We start from the raw sequence: 13,832 nt of genomic DNA on the forward strand, positions 1-13,832 counted from the left end.
CCGTCATAGCTTTGCCACATCGCCGCTCCAATTGCGGCCGATATCGGCTATGAAATATTCGGCTAAGTGAGGTTGGTCGTGCGCGTTCTGCTTGTTGAAGACGACAATATCCTCGGATCATCGCTGAAGAAGGCGCTGGAAAAGCACGCTTATGGCGTCGACTGGATGCGCGATGGCGAATCCGGCCTCGAGGCGGCGGCGCATTCCCATTTCGCGGCGATCGTGCTCGACATCAATCTGCCGCAGCTGAGCGGCATGGAGGTGTTGCGGCGCATCCGCCAGCGGGGAAATTCCGTGCCCGTGCTGCTGCTGACGGCGATGGATTCCGTGCGCCAGAAGGTCGAAGGCCTCGATGAAGGCGCCGACGACTATCTGGTCAAGCCTTTCGATCTCGACGAGCTGCTGGCGCGGCTGCGCGCGCTCATCCGCCGGCGCGACGGGCGGACCGAAAGCGTCATCCGCTGCGGCGACGTGGAGGTCGATCCCTCCGCCATGGTGGCGCGCAAAGGCAATGTGCAGGTTCATACCACGGCGAAGGAATTCCATCTCCTGAAGCTGCTGATGGAGCGCAGCGGCCGATATGTGACGAAGAACGATATCGAATATGCGCTCTATGACGCGGAAAACACCGTCGAGAGCAACACGATCGAAGTGACGATCTACAATCTGCGCAAGAAGCTCGGCACGGATTTCATCAAGTCGATCCGCGGCGTCGGTTACATGATCGAGCGATGAACAATTCCACGCTTACCCGCAAGCTGTTTCTGCGCATCGCGCCTGTCGTCGTGGTGACGATCGTCGTGATCGCAGCTTTCGCCTTCAACAGCGCGACGCGGGAGATCAACAATATCTACGACGCCCAGCTCATCGACGATGCGAATGTGATCTGGAGCCTGCTGCGCCGCCCGCTGGAGAAGAATCCGGACCATACGGCCAAGCAGATCGACGATATCGACTTCAACATGGACAATCAGCTGGCCTTCAATGAAGACGCCGATGATTATGCCGATGCGCACATGTTTCGCGCCTGGGTCGATGGCAATATCCGCTTCTACAGCAGCACGGCCTTTCTCTCCGATGTGCCGCAGCAGAAGGTTGGCTTCACCACGCTGACCTATGGGGGAGACGAGTGGCGCGTCTATTCCCTGCCGATCCCGAACACGACCATCGTGATCGAGCTCGGCGAAAAGATCGCGCTTCGAGAAACGCTCGTTTCCAACATTCTCCTCAATCTGTTCTTTCCGCTGCTGATGCTGGTGCCGGTCATCGGCTTTCTCATCTGGCTCGGCATCAATAGCGGTCTGCGCACCATCCACGGGCTGGTGCGGCAGATCCGCACGCGATCGCCCGATGATCTCTCGGCTATCCCCGTTGAAGAGCTGCCGCGCGATCTGCTGCCGCTTGGCCGGTCGATCAATCAGCTTCTGGAGAAGCTCGGCCAGTCGCTGACGCTGGAGCGGCGCTTCTCCGACCTTGCCGCGCATCAGTTGCGCACACCCCAGGCGAGCGTGAAGCTGCTTTTGCGGATGCTCGAACACAGCGACAGCGATCACGAGCGGCAGGCGATCATTTCCGATCTCGTGGCCAGCAACAACCGCACCATCCATCTGATCGAGCAGCTGCTGCGGCTCGCCAGAGTCAGCCACCATCCCCTCAATCTGACATCGGTACCGCTCTATCACTGGATGGCGTCGCTCATTGCCGAATTCGGCAACATCATCACCAGCCGCGAGCTCGAGGTCGTGCTCGAAGGGGACGAGCCGATCCAGGTCAGGACGGACGAGTCGCTGCTACGCATGCTGGTCACCAATCTGCTCGACAATGCCATCAAATACACGCCCGTTGGAGGGGAGATCAAAGTTTCGATCGCTTCGGAGGACGGTTTTGGCTGCATTTCCATCAGCGACAGCGGTCCCGGCATCCCGCCGCACGAGAGGGAAGCGGTATTCCAGCGCTTCTATCGCCTCAACACGCTTCACACGGAAGGGGCCGGCCTTGGTCTCGCTATCGTTGCGGATACGGCGGACCGTCTCTCGGCAACGGTCGATCTTTCTACCTCACGTTTGGGTAACGGTCTTCAGGTCGATCTAAGATTGCCCTTGAGTTAAAAGTACAACGCCTCGTCGTTTTTCATTTTCGCATCATTTTCCGCTCATGCCCGGCTCATCTCAGGTTGTTAGACGCAACTTAGGATTAGGCGAAGGGGTATTTCATGCAGGTGTTTTGCGATTTTGATGGAACCATATCCATCGAAGACGCGACGGATATGGTGTTGTCCCGTTTCGCCGGCCCCGAGTGGGAAGATATCGAACAGCTGTGGAAGCAGGGGCTGATCGGCTCGGGTGAATGCATGCGCCGGCAGATCGCTCTCATCCAGGCAAGCCGGGGCGAACTCGACCGGTTTCTCGACACGCTGTCGATCGATTCGGGCTTCGAGAGTTTCCTGTCCTTTTGCCGCCGCGACGAATTGCCTGTCACGATCGTCAGCGATGGTGTGGACTATTTCATCCGGCGCATCCTGGCGCGTCACGGCATCGAGGGTCTGCCGATCGTCGCCAATGTGCTGACCTGCAGCGTTTCCCAGGGCCGCGAATCCTATTCGCTGTTTCCACCGTTTACGGCGACGGGCTGCGTATCCGGTGCCGGCGTCTGCAAATGCCGCGTCGTCGATAGCAGCGACCTGCACGTCTATATCGGCGACGGGCGTAGCGACTTTTGTGTTTCCGACAAGGTCGACCTCGTTTTCGCCAAGGCCAAGCTTGTCGATTACTGCGAGGAAAACGGCATTCCCTATGTCGGTTTCGCAGACTTTTCCGACCTGCTTCCAAAGATGGAAGCCGTTCTCCCGAGCGTCGAGCGACGCTCCCGTACGCTGCCGCATTTCAAGACAGCGTAAAACAGACCGAGAGGCATTGAATGAAAACGAATGTAGCCGAAGCCTTCAGCGGCGAGACCGAGTCCGTCCGCTCCGAAGAGGAATTGCGCGCTCTTGAGGAGCTCTATTGCTCTCATGGCGATACGGTTCACTACACGGATAAGCCCAAATTCTTCGAGGAATGCGAAGGCTCCTATGTCTACGATCGGACCGGCACGCCGTTCCTCGATCTGCAGATGTGGTACTCCGCCGTCAATTTCGGCTATCGCAACGAGCGCCTGAACGAAGCCGCCCATCGCCAGCTCGACCGTCTCCCGCAGGTCGCCTCGCAATATCTGCACCGCGAAAAGGTGGAGCTTGCGGCGATGATCGCCCAGGATGCCGAGCGTAAGTTCGGTCACAAGGGTCGCGTTCACTTCAATGTCGGCGGCTCGCAGGCCGTCGAGGATTCGCTGAAGCTCGTGCGCAATTATACAGGCGGCAAGAGCCTGATGTTCGCTTTCGAAGGCGGCTATCACGGCCGCACGCTCGGCGCTTCGGCTATCACGTCAAGCTATCGCTATCGCCGCCGCTACGGCCATTTCGGCGATCGTGCACAGTTCGTTGAATTCCCCTATTACTTCCGCGGCCCGAAGGGCATGTCGAAGGAAGAATACGGACATTACTGCGTCCAGAAATTCGCCCGCCTGTTCGAAAGCGAATATAACGGCGTCTGGGACCCGAAGGCCGGCAAGTCCGAATATGCGGCCTTCTATATCGAGCCGATCCAAGGCACTGGCGGCTACGTCATTCCGCCGATGAACTTCTTCGTCGAACTGAAGAAGGTGCTCGACGATCACGGCATCCTGCTCGTCGTCGACGAAATCCAGATGGGCGTCTACCGCACCGGCAAGCTCTGGTCGATCGAGCATTTCGGCGTTTCGCCGGATGCGCTGATCTTCGGCAAGGCGATCACCAACGGCCTCAATCCGCTTTCCGGCGTCTGGGCTCGCGAAGAGCTGATCAACCCGACAATCTTCCCGCCCGGCTCCACGCATTCGACCTTCGCCAGCAATCCGATGGGCACCGCCGTCGCGCTCGAAACGATGAAGATGCTGGAAGAGCAGGATTTCGGCGCTGCGATCATGGAAAAGGGCGCGCATTTCCTCGACGGGCTGAAGCAGCTGCAGAAGCGCCATGCCATCGTCGGCGAAGTCGACGGTCTCGGCCTCGCCCTGCGCATGGAAATCTGCAAGGACGACAGCTACACGCCGGACAAGGCGACGATGGACTGGATGTGCGACGAAGGCATGAAGGGCGACCTTCAGGTCGGCGGCAGGACCTACGGCCTCGTGCTCGATGTCGGCGGCTATCACAAGAACGTCATCACCTTCGCTCCGAACCTGCTGATCACCCGCGAAGAGATCGATCTGGCGCTTGCCCTGCTCGATCAGCTTCTGACGCGTGCTGCCCGGAGATAAGACGGTGCAACTGCTGCTTCTTCATCTCGATGATGCTTTGGAGTTGCAGCCTGACTTTGTGCGCGCCTGCAAATTTGCCGGCGCGCACCAGTATTTCGGCAAGAATGCGGGGCAACAGGTTCGGCTGTGGAGCAAACAGAGCGCCCTTGATGATCTCAGTCGCGAGATCGTCAAGAACAGACCGACGACCGGCAAGGACCCGCAATTGTGCTTCATGGGCTCCGGCGATTTCCACCATGTCACGGCCTTGCTGCTCGATGGCGCACTCGAGCGACAATCCGGTGCGGCCACACTGATCCATTTCGACAATCATCCGGATTGGGTCAAGTTCGACGGCGGCATGCATTGCGGCTCCTGGGTCAATCGCGCCCTTGCCAATCCCTGCATCCAGAAGGTCATTACGATCGGCGTCTGCAGTCATGATCTTCGCAGCCCCGAGCGCAAGGGGGCCAACCTGCATTGGCTCGCCGACGGCAAGCTGGAACTCTATCCTTACGAACATCCGCCGAGCCGTGTACTGGCCGATTACGGCACCGGTGCCAGCTACCGACAGGAAAGAGGTGCGCTGCACTGGAAATCGATCGCCGAAATCGGCGAGGAAAATTTCATCGATCATATGCTCAGCCGCATTCGCACCGAGGCGGTCTACGTGACGATCGATAAGGACGTGCTGGCTGCCGACGATGCCGTTACCAATTGGGATCAGGGCCGCATGCGGTTGCCCTATCTCCTCTCCCTCATCAGCGAAATCGGCAGCCGTCACCGCATTATCGGCGCCGATGTCATCGGGGATTATTCGACCCCGAGTTATGCTGGCAGCCTTCGGACACAGTTCATGAAGCGCGCGGAGATCTTCATCGATCAGCCGCGTATGCGGCAGGGTGCCGAAACAATGAGAAACATCAACAGCGCGGCCAATCATGCCCTGCTGGAGGTGCTGGCGGAGTATATGCAATGACTGGCAGCCTGACACTTCCCATGCTTGGGCTCATCCTGTTCTGCGTAGTCGCGGAAACCGCCCGCGAAGTCTGCTTCAAGCAATCCGCCAGTGAGAACGCCCCCTTTAAGGCACTGGCAAAACCGGTCACCTGGCTCGGCATTCTGCTCTGGGCCGTGGAGCTTTTCGCCTGGACGGCCGTTCTGGAGCACGTGCCACTGACCATCGCCTTTCCGCTGATGGCGATGAGCTATGTCGTCATCGTGCTCGCCGGCGCCGTCATCTTCAAGGAAAACATCAACCTGCGCCACGCGACGGGCGTGTTTCTCGTCACCGCCGGTGTGGTTTGCGTGGGAGTTACAGGACTATGAAAATCTTTGCGCACACCCGATGGGATCTGGCACCGGTGCTTGCCGCCGTCGCCCATCTCGCCTTCGACGTCTATCTGATTGTCGGCTTCGAAAGCCGGCCACTTTGGCTCTCGGCCATTCTTGGCTGTCTTTATGCCGTTTCAATCTCCTGGAACATCAACAGCATATCGCATAATTTCATCCACACGCCCTATTTCAAGCCGCGCTGGATGAACTACAGCTTCAGTCTCCTGGAGTCGGTCGCGATCGGCTTTTCGCAGACCTATTATCATTGGGTGCATATGCGCCATCATTCGGGCAACAGCGACCGTCCGAATGAAAAGGGCGAGACGATCGACATGCTCTCGATCTATCGCTATGGCCGCGACGGCCAACCGGAAAACGTCTGGTCCTATACGTTCCTGAGCTTCTTCCGGGACAGCCTTGGCGACATTCACAAGGCGATTGCCCGCAACCGCCCCTTCGATGCGGCTTGGGGGCGTTTCGAGCTCTATTTCTTCTTGGGGCTTGCCGCGGTCGCGCTGATCTACGATTGGAAGGCGGTGCTGTTCTTCGTGCCGTTCTACTATATCGGCAATTGCCTGTCGTCGCTGAACGGCTATTACGAGCATCTGAACGGCGATCCGGACGAGCCGATTGCCTGGGGCGTTTCGAGTCACAAGCCTTTCTACAACTGGCTCTGGTTCGGCAATGGCTATCATGCCGAGCACCATTATCGTCCCCGCACCCACTGGACGAAGCTGCAGGCGCTGCACGAGCAAATCAAGGAAGAGCAGGAAAAGAACGGGACGCATGTGATCAGCACCTGCCATGCGCTTGGCTTCATGGCCAAGGAAAACCGGCAGTCGGAGCTATCTCATGAAAGCTGATGAATTGAGCTTCTTCATGGAGGGCTCAAATGGCAAGGGCGTCCTTCTGGTCCACGGACTGACGGGCGCGCCTGCCGAAATGAAACTAGTGGCTCGGCATCTCAACCGCAGGGGCTACAGCATCTATGCGCCGCTGCTGGCGGGCCACGGCGTCGATGCAAAGACGTTGCGCCAGACCCGCTGGGAAGACTGGCTCGCCTCTGTCGTCGAAGCATCGGAGCTGCTGGCCTCCAGAACGCAGGAGGTCTTTGCTGCCGGCATCTGCGTCGGCGGCAAGCTGGCAATGCTGGCCGCCGAACAGCAGAAGAAGACCATCAGTGCGGTGGCGATCTATTCGCCTTGCTTCAGTTATGACGGCTGGGACGTTCCCTTCTACTATCCGCTGCTGGCCTCGCAGATCGGCTGGCTGTCGCGCGTTCCGTTCCTCGACCGGCTGAGCTTCAGCGAGACCACCTCGCTCGGGATCAAGGACGAGCGCATGCGCCGGCTGATCGAAGGCATGGCGAGCGAAGGGGTTCTGGAAAAATTCCCCGGCAAGGGCCTGGTCGAGATGCATCGGCTGGGTAAGACGCTTCGCAGCCTGCTGCCGCAGATGCAGACGCCGACGCTGATCCTGCATGCCGAGGACGATGATCTCGCCAGCCCGAAGCATGCCCGCTATATTTCCGAGCATATCGGTGCTCCGCATGAGCTGAAATGGATCACGGACAGCTATCATATGATCCATGTCGACCGGCAGCATCGGCAGGTGGCCGATTTCACGGCCGACTTCTTCGAGGCGCGTCATGTCGCAGCCGCTGCTTAAAATCGTACCGCAGTCGATTGGTGACCCGGTGGCCGAAGTTCACTTCAGCATCCGCGCTATCGGCCGCGACGCATGGAATGCATGCTTCCCGAATGACGTCGAGGATTATGATTGCCTGCTGGCGATCGAGGAAGCCGGCCTCGAAGGGTTCGAATGGCGCTATATTACCGTTACGGAGGGTGGGCGCGTGAGCGTCGCCATGCCGGCCTTTGTCTGCCTCTACGCTCTCGATACGACGCTGGATGAGGGATTCCTGCGCCGGTCCGTGCGCAGGGTGCAGCGATATTTTCCAGGTTTTCTGAAGCTGCGCCTTGCATGTTTAGGATCGCCCTGCACCGAGACCGGTGCGATCGGCTTTCATCCCGACATCCCGCAGGAGCGTCGTCGCGTCCTGCTGACGGAGATGTTGTCCTTCTTCGAGCAGGTTGCCGTGACGGAGCGGTGTGCGCTGATCGGTCTCAAGGATATCCCGGAGCAGGCTTCGGCCGAGTTCGGCGATCTGTTTGCCGCGCGCGGCTATGCCTCGATCGGCGCTCTTCCGACGGCGTGGCTCGACATCGATTTCAAGACGATCGACGAATATCTCGCCAGGCTTTCGGCTGGCACCCGCAAGGATATGCGCCGCAAGATGAAATCCTTCGACCAGGTCAGGGTGGAGATGCGGACGGATTTCGGCGAGTTCCTGCCTCAGGTGATGGCGCTCTATCATGATACGCGCAATCGCAGCGAATGGCAGTTCGAGGAGCTGACTCCTGCCTATTTCCAGGGCATTCTCGCCCATATGCCCGGCCGATCTTTCTGCGCCTTCTATTTCGTCGAGGACAAGCTGCTTGCCGCCAATCTGATCGTGCATAACGAGCGCGTGGCTATCGACAAGTTCTTCTGCATGGATGGGGAAAAGGGCCGGCCCTATAATCTCTATTTCATCAGCTGGTTTACCAATCTGCGTTACTGCCTGGAGAACGGCCTGGGTCGTTATCAGAGCGGGCAGGCTCACTATGCAAACAAGGTGCGCCTCGGCAGCAGGCTGACCGCCAATGCGATGTATTTTCACCATCGCAATCCCTTGCTTCAGAGTGTGCTGCGACTGGTATCGCCGCTGTTCTCGACAGACGAGGCGGATGCGTAATGCCCAATATGCGGTTTTTCTGGCTTGCCGTGCCGGTGTTGAGCACCCTGTACCAAGTCCTCATCAAGCTCGGTGCCGGGCAATTGCACGATGAAGGCATGCAGGCATGGCTGTGGCAGGCTCTCTCCTCTCCATGGATATTGGTGGCTATCGCCATCGAGATCGTCGGCTTCTTCATCTGGATGAATGTGCTGGCTGAGCTCGATCTAAGCCGTGCCTTTCCGCTGACGGGCATCAGCTATGTGCTGATCGTCGCGACCGGCTGGTTCGTCTTCGGCGAGCGGGTGGTCGCCCTGCAGATGGTCGGCAGCGGCTTGATCCTGACGGGCGTCTGGCTGATTGCAGGCGCCGGTGTCGAGACGGAGGAGCATCATGAGGAATTGGAGCCGAAGCAGGAGGAACTGCGTACGGGGACCGGCAAGGATAGGTGATGTCCAACATGCAAGCTGACAACCGCCCCAAGGGCAAAACCCCCGCCATTTTCTCCAGCCTTGTCGACTGGTGCCTGAAGCGTGGACTTTCCTCCATCGTCACGCGGGGCGCGCTGACCGTGACGACGGCCAGCGGCCGTGTGCTGACCTTCGGCGACGGCACGGGTGCGCCGGTCCATTTCCGTTTCACCGATGACCGTGCTGAATGGGCACTCCTCATCGACGCCGATAAGCGGCTGGGCGAACTCTATATGGATGGTCGCTTTATTGTCGAATGCGGCACGCTTTACGATTTCGTGGCGATGATGCTGCGTGAGGGGCAGAACAGCACCCACCCCCTTATTGCCCGCATCATCGATCATATCCGGACCAAGCTCAGGATCTTCCGCCATCGTAACCTGCCCGGGCGCTCGAAAGCCAATGTCGCCCATCATTACGATCTCGACGGCCGGCTCTACGAGCTCTTCCTCGATCCGGACCGGCAATATTCCTGCGCCTATTTCGAGCATGCCGACCAATCGCTTGACGACGCGCAGATCGCCAAGAAGCGGCATCTCGCCGCCAAGCTTTTGATCGAGCCGAACAACAGCATCCTCGATATCGGCTGCGGCTGGGGCGGCCTCGCGCTGCATATGGCCGAACATGCGCCGGGCGGTTACGTGCTCGGCGTGACCCTGTCAGAGGAGCAGCACGACTATGCCTCCAAGCGGGTTGCCGACAGGGCCAGGGGAACGCCGGCTGAGGTGCAATTTGCGCTGAGGGACTATCGCAGCCTGACCGGCCGCTTCGACAGGATCGTTTCCGTCGGCATGTTCGAGCATGTCGGGCTTGCGTCCTATCGCACCTTCTTCCGCAAGTGTGCTGAGCTGCTGGAGGATGACGGCATCATGGTGCTGCACACTATCGGCTGTTCGGCGACACCGGGCTTCACCACGCCGTGGCTCGACAAATACATCTTTCCAGGCGGTTATATTCCGGCCCTGTCGGAGATCGTGCCGGAGATCGAGGCGGCGGGGCTTGCCATCACCGATGTCGAGGTGCTGCGGCTGCACTATGCCAAGACGCTGGAGGCATGGCGGGAGCGTTTCATGGCGCGCTGGGATGAAGCCGCCAAGCTCTACGACGAGCGCTTCTGCCGTATGTGGGAATATTATCTTTCGACGGCGGAGGCCGCCTTCCGCTACGAGGATCTCGTCGTCTTCCAGATCCAGATCGCCAAGCGAAATGACATCATTCCGCTGACGCGCAATTATATCGCCGAGAATGAAGCGCGCAGCGCTTCAAAACTTGACGTTGAAGGTTCTATTGAGCGTAAAGCCGATGATGTTCTGGTCGGGTGAGCCGAAGCGCGAGGTGATCGGGCTGTCGGCCGCATCGCCCACCAGACGGTTATATTTTCCGTAAACCTGTACGCTCCATTCCGGCGAGATCGTATAGGTCGCAGCCACGGTGAAGCCGACCGATTTCACGCCGGCACCGGCATCGAAGGCATTGATATGGCCATGCCTCGCGGCTTCACTTTCCGAGATGCCGAAGTTGGTGCGCATATAGACCGAATTTGCCATCGACAGGCGAGGGCCGGCGGACAATAGCCATTTGTCTCCGAGCGGCTGGAACCAATCGAGGGCGAAATCGCCGACCAGTCCATCGCCGCCCCAAAGCGACTGGCGGATCTCCGTGCGGAAGCGGAGCCGATTATCCATGAGCCAATATTGGGCGAAGCCGCCCGCATCGAAATTCCAGCGCACCTTGCGCTGGCTTTGCAGATGCAAATCATTGAGATCGAAGCGATCGTCTCTCAAGCCGACCACAGGGCCGATTTCGAGGCCTCCGAGATCGAAGAGCTGGTAATCGAAATTGTCGTCCGGGGCACTGTATTCCTGCGCCTCACCCAAACGGTGAATATCGAAGGACGGCAGGGCACCGAAGGTATAATGCTTCGATCCCTCATAGCTCGGGCCATATTCCACGGTTGCGCCAAGCGTCACGACCCAGGTATCGGATGAGGATTTGGCTGCATCGTCCGCCCTGGATGAGGCGGGAAACATGCCGACAATAGACGCTGCCAGCAGCCCCGTTCCGGCCAGCGCAGACAGCCGGGCGGAGAAAGATGTCCCAACATTTAACACTCTGAAAACACCTGATGCCTGATCGCCCCTGCAGCACTACTAGCACAGCTCGCGGCCTGGAAAATAGCGGAAAGTTCGAAAGCAAACACGTCGTCTAACCTGTTGCCGAATTGCCTTTTGCACGGCTCGTGGAGGCGATGCTGGTCTGGTTCATTGACGGTATCCTTTATCGTGATCCTTGAGCAGGAAACGACGCCGACCACATCCTCCCTGCGCCGGCTGCAGCAAATTCGCGTCAAGATAGAGACAGTTTATTTCACGAACCTGAAGCGCCTGCGGCACCGAACATATCATCGCGGCTTTGATCGATTGGAACCCGCGCATTTTATTCCTAGATAGGGTTTGTCCGGGCTTTGTTCGTGGACGAAACGATATGAGAGCAGGCAAGGCGGGTTTTAGCGCATGAAGGATCGGCCGTTAGGCACATCGGGTATTCCTGGATGGTTGAACCGCTATGAGCCCTTGCTGCTTGTAATGTTCGCCGCGCTTTCGGGCGGAATTCTTCTTTTCATCTATCTCACAGGAGAGGTGCTCGAAGGCAGCACGAAGGGATTCGACGAGGCGATCCTGCTGGCGCTTCGTCAGCCCGGCGATCTCTCTGTGCCGATCGGTCCGGGTTGGCTGACCCATGCGGTCAAGGACATAACAAGCCTCGGCGGAACGACTGTGCTTGCGCTGATGACGGCACTGGTGACGATCTATCTGTTGCTCGACCGGCAGCGCGCCATCGCCATCTTTGTCCTCGCTTCGGTGCTGGGCGGATGGGCGCTGAGCACAGCCTTGAAGGTCGGTGTCGCGCGGGCGCGGCCCGATATCGTGCCGCATCTGGTCGAGGTTCACGATCTAAGCTTTCCGAGCGGCCATGCGATGGTGTCCGCCGTGACCTATCTGACCCTTGCCGCGCTGATCTCGGGCACGCGAAGCTATCGCTCGACGCGGGTCTTCACCGTCGCGGCCGGCATCCTGCTGACATTGATGATCGGCGCGAGCCGGATCTATCTCGGCGTGCATTACCCGACCGACGTCCTCGGCGGCTGGTGTGCCGGCGCGAGCTGGGCGCTCGCCTGCTGGATCATCGCCCGCCGCTATATATCGCCTGCCGTAAGCGGCAAGAGGCCTTCCGAAGACGACGGTCCGCCTTTCAAATGAGGGAAGGTGTCCTTGGCAGGATCAGCACTGGACTTCGAGCCGCGTCGCCACCAGCAGCGAGTAGTCCGTGCCCTTCGGATCGCTGAAGAACATGCTTGTCAGCGCGGCCTGGTTTTCCGCCATGACTTCCTTGGGATTGGGTCTGATGACCTTGCGCTTGCAGCGGCCGAAGGCCGGTCCCAATGTGCTCAAATCGTTGTCGGTGGCGAAATCGACCGCCGTATAGAGCGTCTTGTCGTAGATCCCGAAGATGGTGGTTCCCTTGAGGAAGGTCTTCTGCTCCGGCTTCAGCGAAAAGGTCAGCGTCAGCGAACCATTCTTGTAGTCCGCCTGGATCGCATCCGGCTTGGCCATCGGCACTGTTTTGCCGTTGCTGGTGACGTTCGTGTAGTAGTCATACTGCGCCAGCGAATCCCGAACCGTCTTTCCCACCGCCTTGAGCTCGGTTGCGCTCAAAGCTTGGTCGCCGCTCTTGCCGTAATCCATAAGGACGGAAGAGGTGAACACTTCGTCGAAGCTCCAGACATTGCGCAGCTCGCTGATGGAGCCGTCAGGCGCCGAGACGACCTCGAACTTGGCGTCGATGAAGATATGCGGATGGGCAAGCGCGGGAACGGGCAGAAGCGACAGTATCGCCATCAGCAGGGAAGTTTTTCTTTTCATGCGTGCAATACCAAGTTCCATAGGCCCATCCGATGCTCAGACCTGAACGTCAAATGAGACTGATTTGAGACCCGCGCTTCGGCCGCCGAGCGAAGGTGGGTGAGGGGAGAAACATGCTTGCCGCCATCTCTGAGCATGTTTACGAATTAAGAGTTAAAATCGGTTTCCGGCATCGAAGAGGAACGGGAAAGCAAATGACTCAGTCGGGATTCATCGCATATTCCAGTGCGCTGGCGATTGCAGCAATCATTCCGGGTCCGCAAATCGTTGCCATCGTGGCGCAAGCTTTGAAGAGCGGCTATCGGTGTGCAGCATGGATGACGGCCGGTATGGTGTTCGGCGACGTATTGTACCTCGCCGCGGTTCTTGCCGGATTGGCGTTCATCGCGGAAACCTTCAGCTATTTGCTGATTGCGATCAAATGGGCAGGCGTCGCCTATCTTTGCTGGCTGGCTGTGCAATTCTGGCGATCCGGCGAGACCTTCGATGAAAGCCATGTGGCCCAGCCGGGGAGTGGCGCAAATGCATTCATTTCGGGCGTTCTGGTCACGCTCGGCAATCCCAAATCGATCCTGTTCTATATCTCCATCCTGCCGACGGTCGTGGACATCCGGGCGCTATCGGCCACCGACGTTCCGATTCTTCTGGCGATAACCGCCGTCATCCTGACCGCCGTGCAGTTCCCTTTCGCTATTCTTGGAGCGAAGACGCGCCGGTCCCTGCAATCGCCTCGGGCGATGCGCCTGATGAATCGCGGCGCAGCCTTCTGCATGGGAAGTGCTGCCGCGACGATCGCGGTTCGTAACTAGCACGAGCGCATTGCGCGGAGCGCGAGAGGAAAAGAAAACAGGCGCGTGAAAAATGCGCCTTCCAGTCGGAAAGGCGCTCTTACGGCCAAGCCGTAGCGTCTTTATTCCATAGGAAAATTTGAAAACTGGAGCGGGCGAAGGGATTCGAACCCTCGACCCCAACCTTGGCAAGGTTGTGCTCTACCCCTGAGCTACACCCGCTCAT

The 13,832-nt window shown here is 58.7% G+C and carries 15 protein-coding genes and 1 tRNA gene; 13 read left to right on the forward strand and 3 right to left on the reverse strand.

Going from position 1 to position 13,832, the window contains the following annotated elements; all coding sequences use genetic code 11:
• Positions 1-78 precede the first annotated feature (78 nt).
• The 11 genes from FBZ99_RS27135 (at position 79) to FBZ99_RS27185 (ending at position 10,217) form a co-directional block, all read left to right on the forward strand.
• Positions 79-735, forward strand: a complete 657-nt coding sequence (locus FBZ99_RS27135; RefSeq protein WP_069614823.1) for a response regulator transcription factor — start codon at positions 79-81, stop codon at positions 733-735.
• On the forward strand, positions 732-2,108 hold the full coding sequence (locus FBZ99_RS27140) for a sensor histidine kinase (RefSeq protein WP_113330897.1): 1,377 nt from the start codon (positions 732-734) through the stop codon (positions 2,106-2,108). Before FBZ99_RS27135 ends, FBZ99_RS27140 begins: the two co-directional genes overlap by 4 nt.
• A gap of 104 nt (positions 2,109-2,212) precedes the next feature.
• Complete coding sequence (locus FBZ99_RS27145) at positions 2,213-2,896, forward strand: MtnX-like HAD-IB family phosphatase (protein ID WP_145635921.1); 684 nt, start codon at positions 2,213-2,215, stop codon at positions 2,894-2,896.
• A 20-nt stretch (positions 2,897-2,916) separates the two neighbouring features.
• Entirely contained in the window at positions 2,917-4,335 is a 1,419-nt protein-coding gene (locus FBZ99_RS27150) for an aspartate aminotransferase family protein (RefSeq protein WP_113330895.1), read from the forward strand.
• Positions 4,336-4,339: 4 nt separating this feature from the next.
• Positions 4,340-5,293, forward strand: a complete 954-nt coding sequence (locus tag FBZ99_RS27155; protein ID WP_113352945.1) for an arginase family protein — start codon at positions 4,340-4,342, stop codon at positions 5,291-5,293.
• Entirely contained in the window at positions 5,290-5,643 is a 354-nt protein-coding gene (locus FBZ99_RS27160; protein WP_069614805.1) for an EamA family transporter, read from the forward strand. The genes FBZ99_RS27155 and FBZ99_RS27160 overlap by 4 nt, the downstream gene beginning before the upstream one ends.
• Positions 5,640-6,512, forward strand: coding sequence for a fatty acid desaturase family protein (locus tag FBZ99_RS27165; protein ID WP_145635924.1), 873 nt, complete (start codon positions 5,640-5,642; stop codon positions 6,510-6,512). The genes FBZ99_RS27160 and FBZ99_RS27165 overlap by 4 nt, the downstream gene beginning before the upstream one ends.
• Positions 6,502-7,317: an alpha/beta hydrolase gene (locus FBZ99_RS27170; protein WP_113352943.1), complete on the forward strand. Its 816-nt coding sequence runs from the start codon at positions 6,502-6,504 to the stop codon at positions 7,315-7,317. The genes FBZ99_RS27165 and FBZ99_RS27170 overlap by 11 nt, the downstream gene beginning before the upstream one ends.
• Positions 7,298-8,446 (forward strand): peptidogalycan biosysnthesis protein, encoded by a 1,149-nt coding sequence (locus tag FBZ99_RS27175; protein ID WP_145635927.1) that lies wholly within the window; start codon positions 7,298-7,300, stop codon positions 8,444-8,446. Before FBZ99_RS27170 ends, FBZ99_RS27175 begins: the two co-directional genes overlap by 20 nt.
• Entirely contained in the window at positions 8,446-8,877 is a 432-nt protein-coding gene (locus tag FBZ99_RS27180) for an EamA family transporter (protein ID WP_113389985.1), read from the forward strand. Before FBZ99_RS27175 ends, FBZ99_RS27180 begins: the two co-directional genes overlap by 1 nt.
• A gap of 8 nt (positions 8,878-8,885) precedes the next feature.
• Complete coding sequence (locus tag FBZ99_RS27185) at positions 8,886-10,217, forward strand: class I SAM-dependent methyltransferase (RefSeq protein WP_442966517.1); 1,332 nt, start codon at positions 8,886-8,888, stop codon at positions 10,215-10,217.
• Here FBZ99_RS27185 and FBZ99_RS27190 read toward each other — a convergent pair.
• Complete coding sequence (locus tag FBZ99_RS27190; RefSeq protein WP_113352939.1) at positions 10,158-11,006, reverse strand: MipA/OmpV family protein; 849 nt, start codon at positions 11,004-11,006, stop codon at positions 10,158-10,160. The genes FBZ99_RS27185 and FBZ99_RS27190 overlap by 60 nt on opposite strands.
• 402 nt (positions 11,007-11,408) lie before the next feature.
• Between FBZ99_RS27190 and FBZ99_RS27195 the strand changes: the two genes are divergently transcribed.
• Positions 11,409-12,155, forward strand: coding sequence for a phosphatase PAP2 family protein (locus FBZ99_RS27195; RefSeq protein WP_145635933.1), 747 nt, complete (start codon positions 11,409-11,411; stop codon positions 12,153-12,155).
• Between the two features lie 21 nt (positions 12,156-12,176).
• Here the strand turns inward: FBZ99_RS27195 and FBZ99_RS27200 are convergent, their stop codons facing one another.
• Complete coding sequence (locus tag FBZ99_RS27200) at positions 12,177-12,818, reverse strand: DUF1007 family protein (RefSeq protein WP_145635936.1); 642 nt, start codon at positions 12,816-12,818, stop codon at positions 12,177-12,179.
• A 194-nt stretch (positions 12,819-13,012) separates the two neighbouring features.
• Here FBZ99_RS27200 and FBZ99_RS27205 point away from each other — a divergent pair, with 194 nt between their 5' ends.
• Positions 13,013-13,627 carry a LysE family translocator gene (locus FBZ99_RS27205; RefSeq protein WP_145635939.1) on the forward strand — a complete coding sequence of 205 codons (615 nt, stop codon included), beginning with the start codon at positions 13,013-13,015 and terminating at the stop codon, positions 13,625-13,627.
• A 126-nt stretch (positions 13,628-13,753) separates the two neighbouring features.
• On the opposite strand, the gene FBZ99_RS27210 is transcribed toward FBZ99_RS27205, so the two are convergent.
• Positions 13,754-13,828, reverse strand: a tRNA-Gly gene (locus tag FBZ99_RS27210).
• Positions 13,829-13,832 lie beyond the last annotated feature (4 nt).

It is taken from the genome of Rhizobium sp. ERR 1071, assembly GCF_007828675.1.
Lineage (GTDB): Bacteria > Pseudomonadota > Alphaproteobacteria > Rhizobiales > Rhizobiaceae > Rhizobium > Rhizobium dioscoreae.

Excerpts from the sequence above, each read along its gene's own strand:
- FBZ99_RS27140 (WP_113330897.1), top strand. The coding sequence starts at position 732 with ATGAACAATTCCACGCTTACCCGCAAGCTGTTTCTGCGCATCGCGCCT.
- FBZ99_RS27145 (WP_145635921.1), top strand. The coding sequence starts at position 2,213 with ATGCAGGTGTTTTGCGATTTTGATGGAACCATATCCATCGAAGACGCG.
- FBZ99_RS27150 (WP_113330895.1), top strand. The coding sequence starts at position 2,917 with ATGAAAACGAATGTAGCCGAAGCCTTCAGCGGCGAGACCGAGTCCGTC.
- FBZ99_RS27160 (WP_069614805.1), top strand. The coding sequence starts at position 5,290 with ATGACTGGCAGCCTGACACTTCCCATGCTTGGGCTCATCCTGTTCTGC.
- FBZ99_RS27165 (WP_145635924.1), top strand. The coding sequence starts at position 5,640 with ATGAAAATCTTTGCGCACACCCGATGGGATCTGGCACCGGTGCTTGCC.
- FBZ99_RS27170 (WP_113352943.1), top strand. The coding sequence starts at position 6,502 with ATGAAAGCTGATGAATTGAGCTTCTTCATGGAGGGCTCAAATGGCAAG.
- FBZ99_RS27175 (WP_145635927.1), top strand. The coding sequence starts at position 7,298 with ATGTCGCAGCCGCTGCTTAAAATCGTACCGCAGTCGATTGGTGACCCG.
- FBZ99_RS27180 (WP_113389985.1), top strand. The coding sequence starts at position 8,446 with ATGCCCAATATGCGGTTTTTCTGGCTTGCCGTGCCGGTGTTGAGCACC.
- FBZ99_RS27185 (WP_442966517.1), top strand. The coding sequence starts at position 8,886 with ATGCAAGCTGACAACCGCCCCAAGGGCAAAACCCCCGCCATTTTCTCC.
- FBZ99_RS27195 (WP_145635933.1), top strand. The coding sequence starts at position 11,409 with ATGAAGGATCGGCCGTTAGGCACATCGGGTATTCCTGGATGGTTGAAC.
- FBZ99_RS27200 (WP_145635936.1), bottom strand. The coding sequence starts at position 12,818 with ATGAAAAGAAAAACTTCCCTGCTGATGGCGATACTGTCGCTTCTGCCC.
- FBZ99_RS27205 (WP_145635939.1), top strand. The coding sequence starts at position 13,013 with ATGACTCAGTCGGGATTCATCGCATATTCCAGTGCGCTGGCGATTGCA.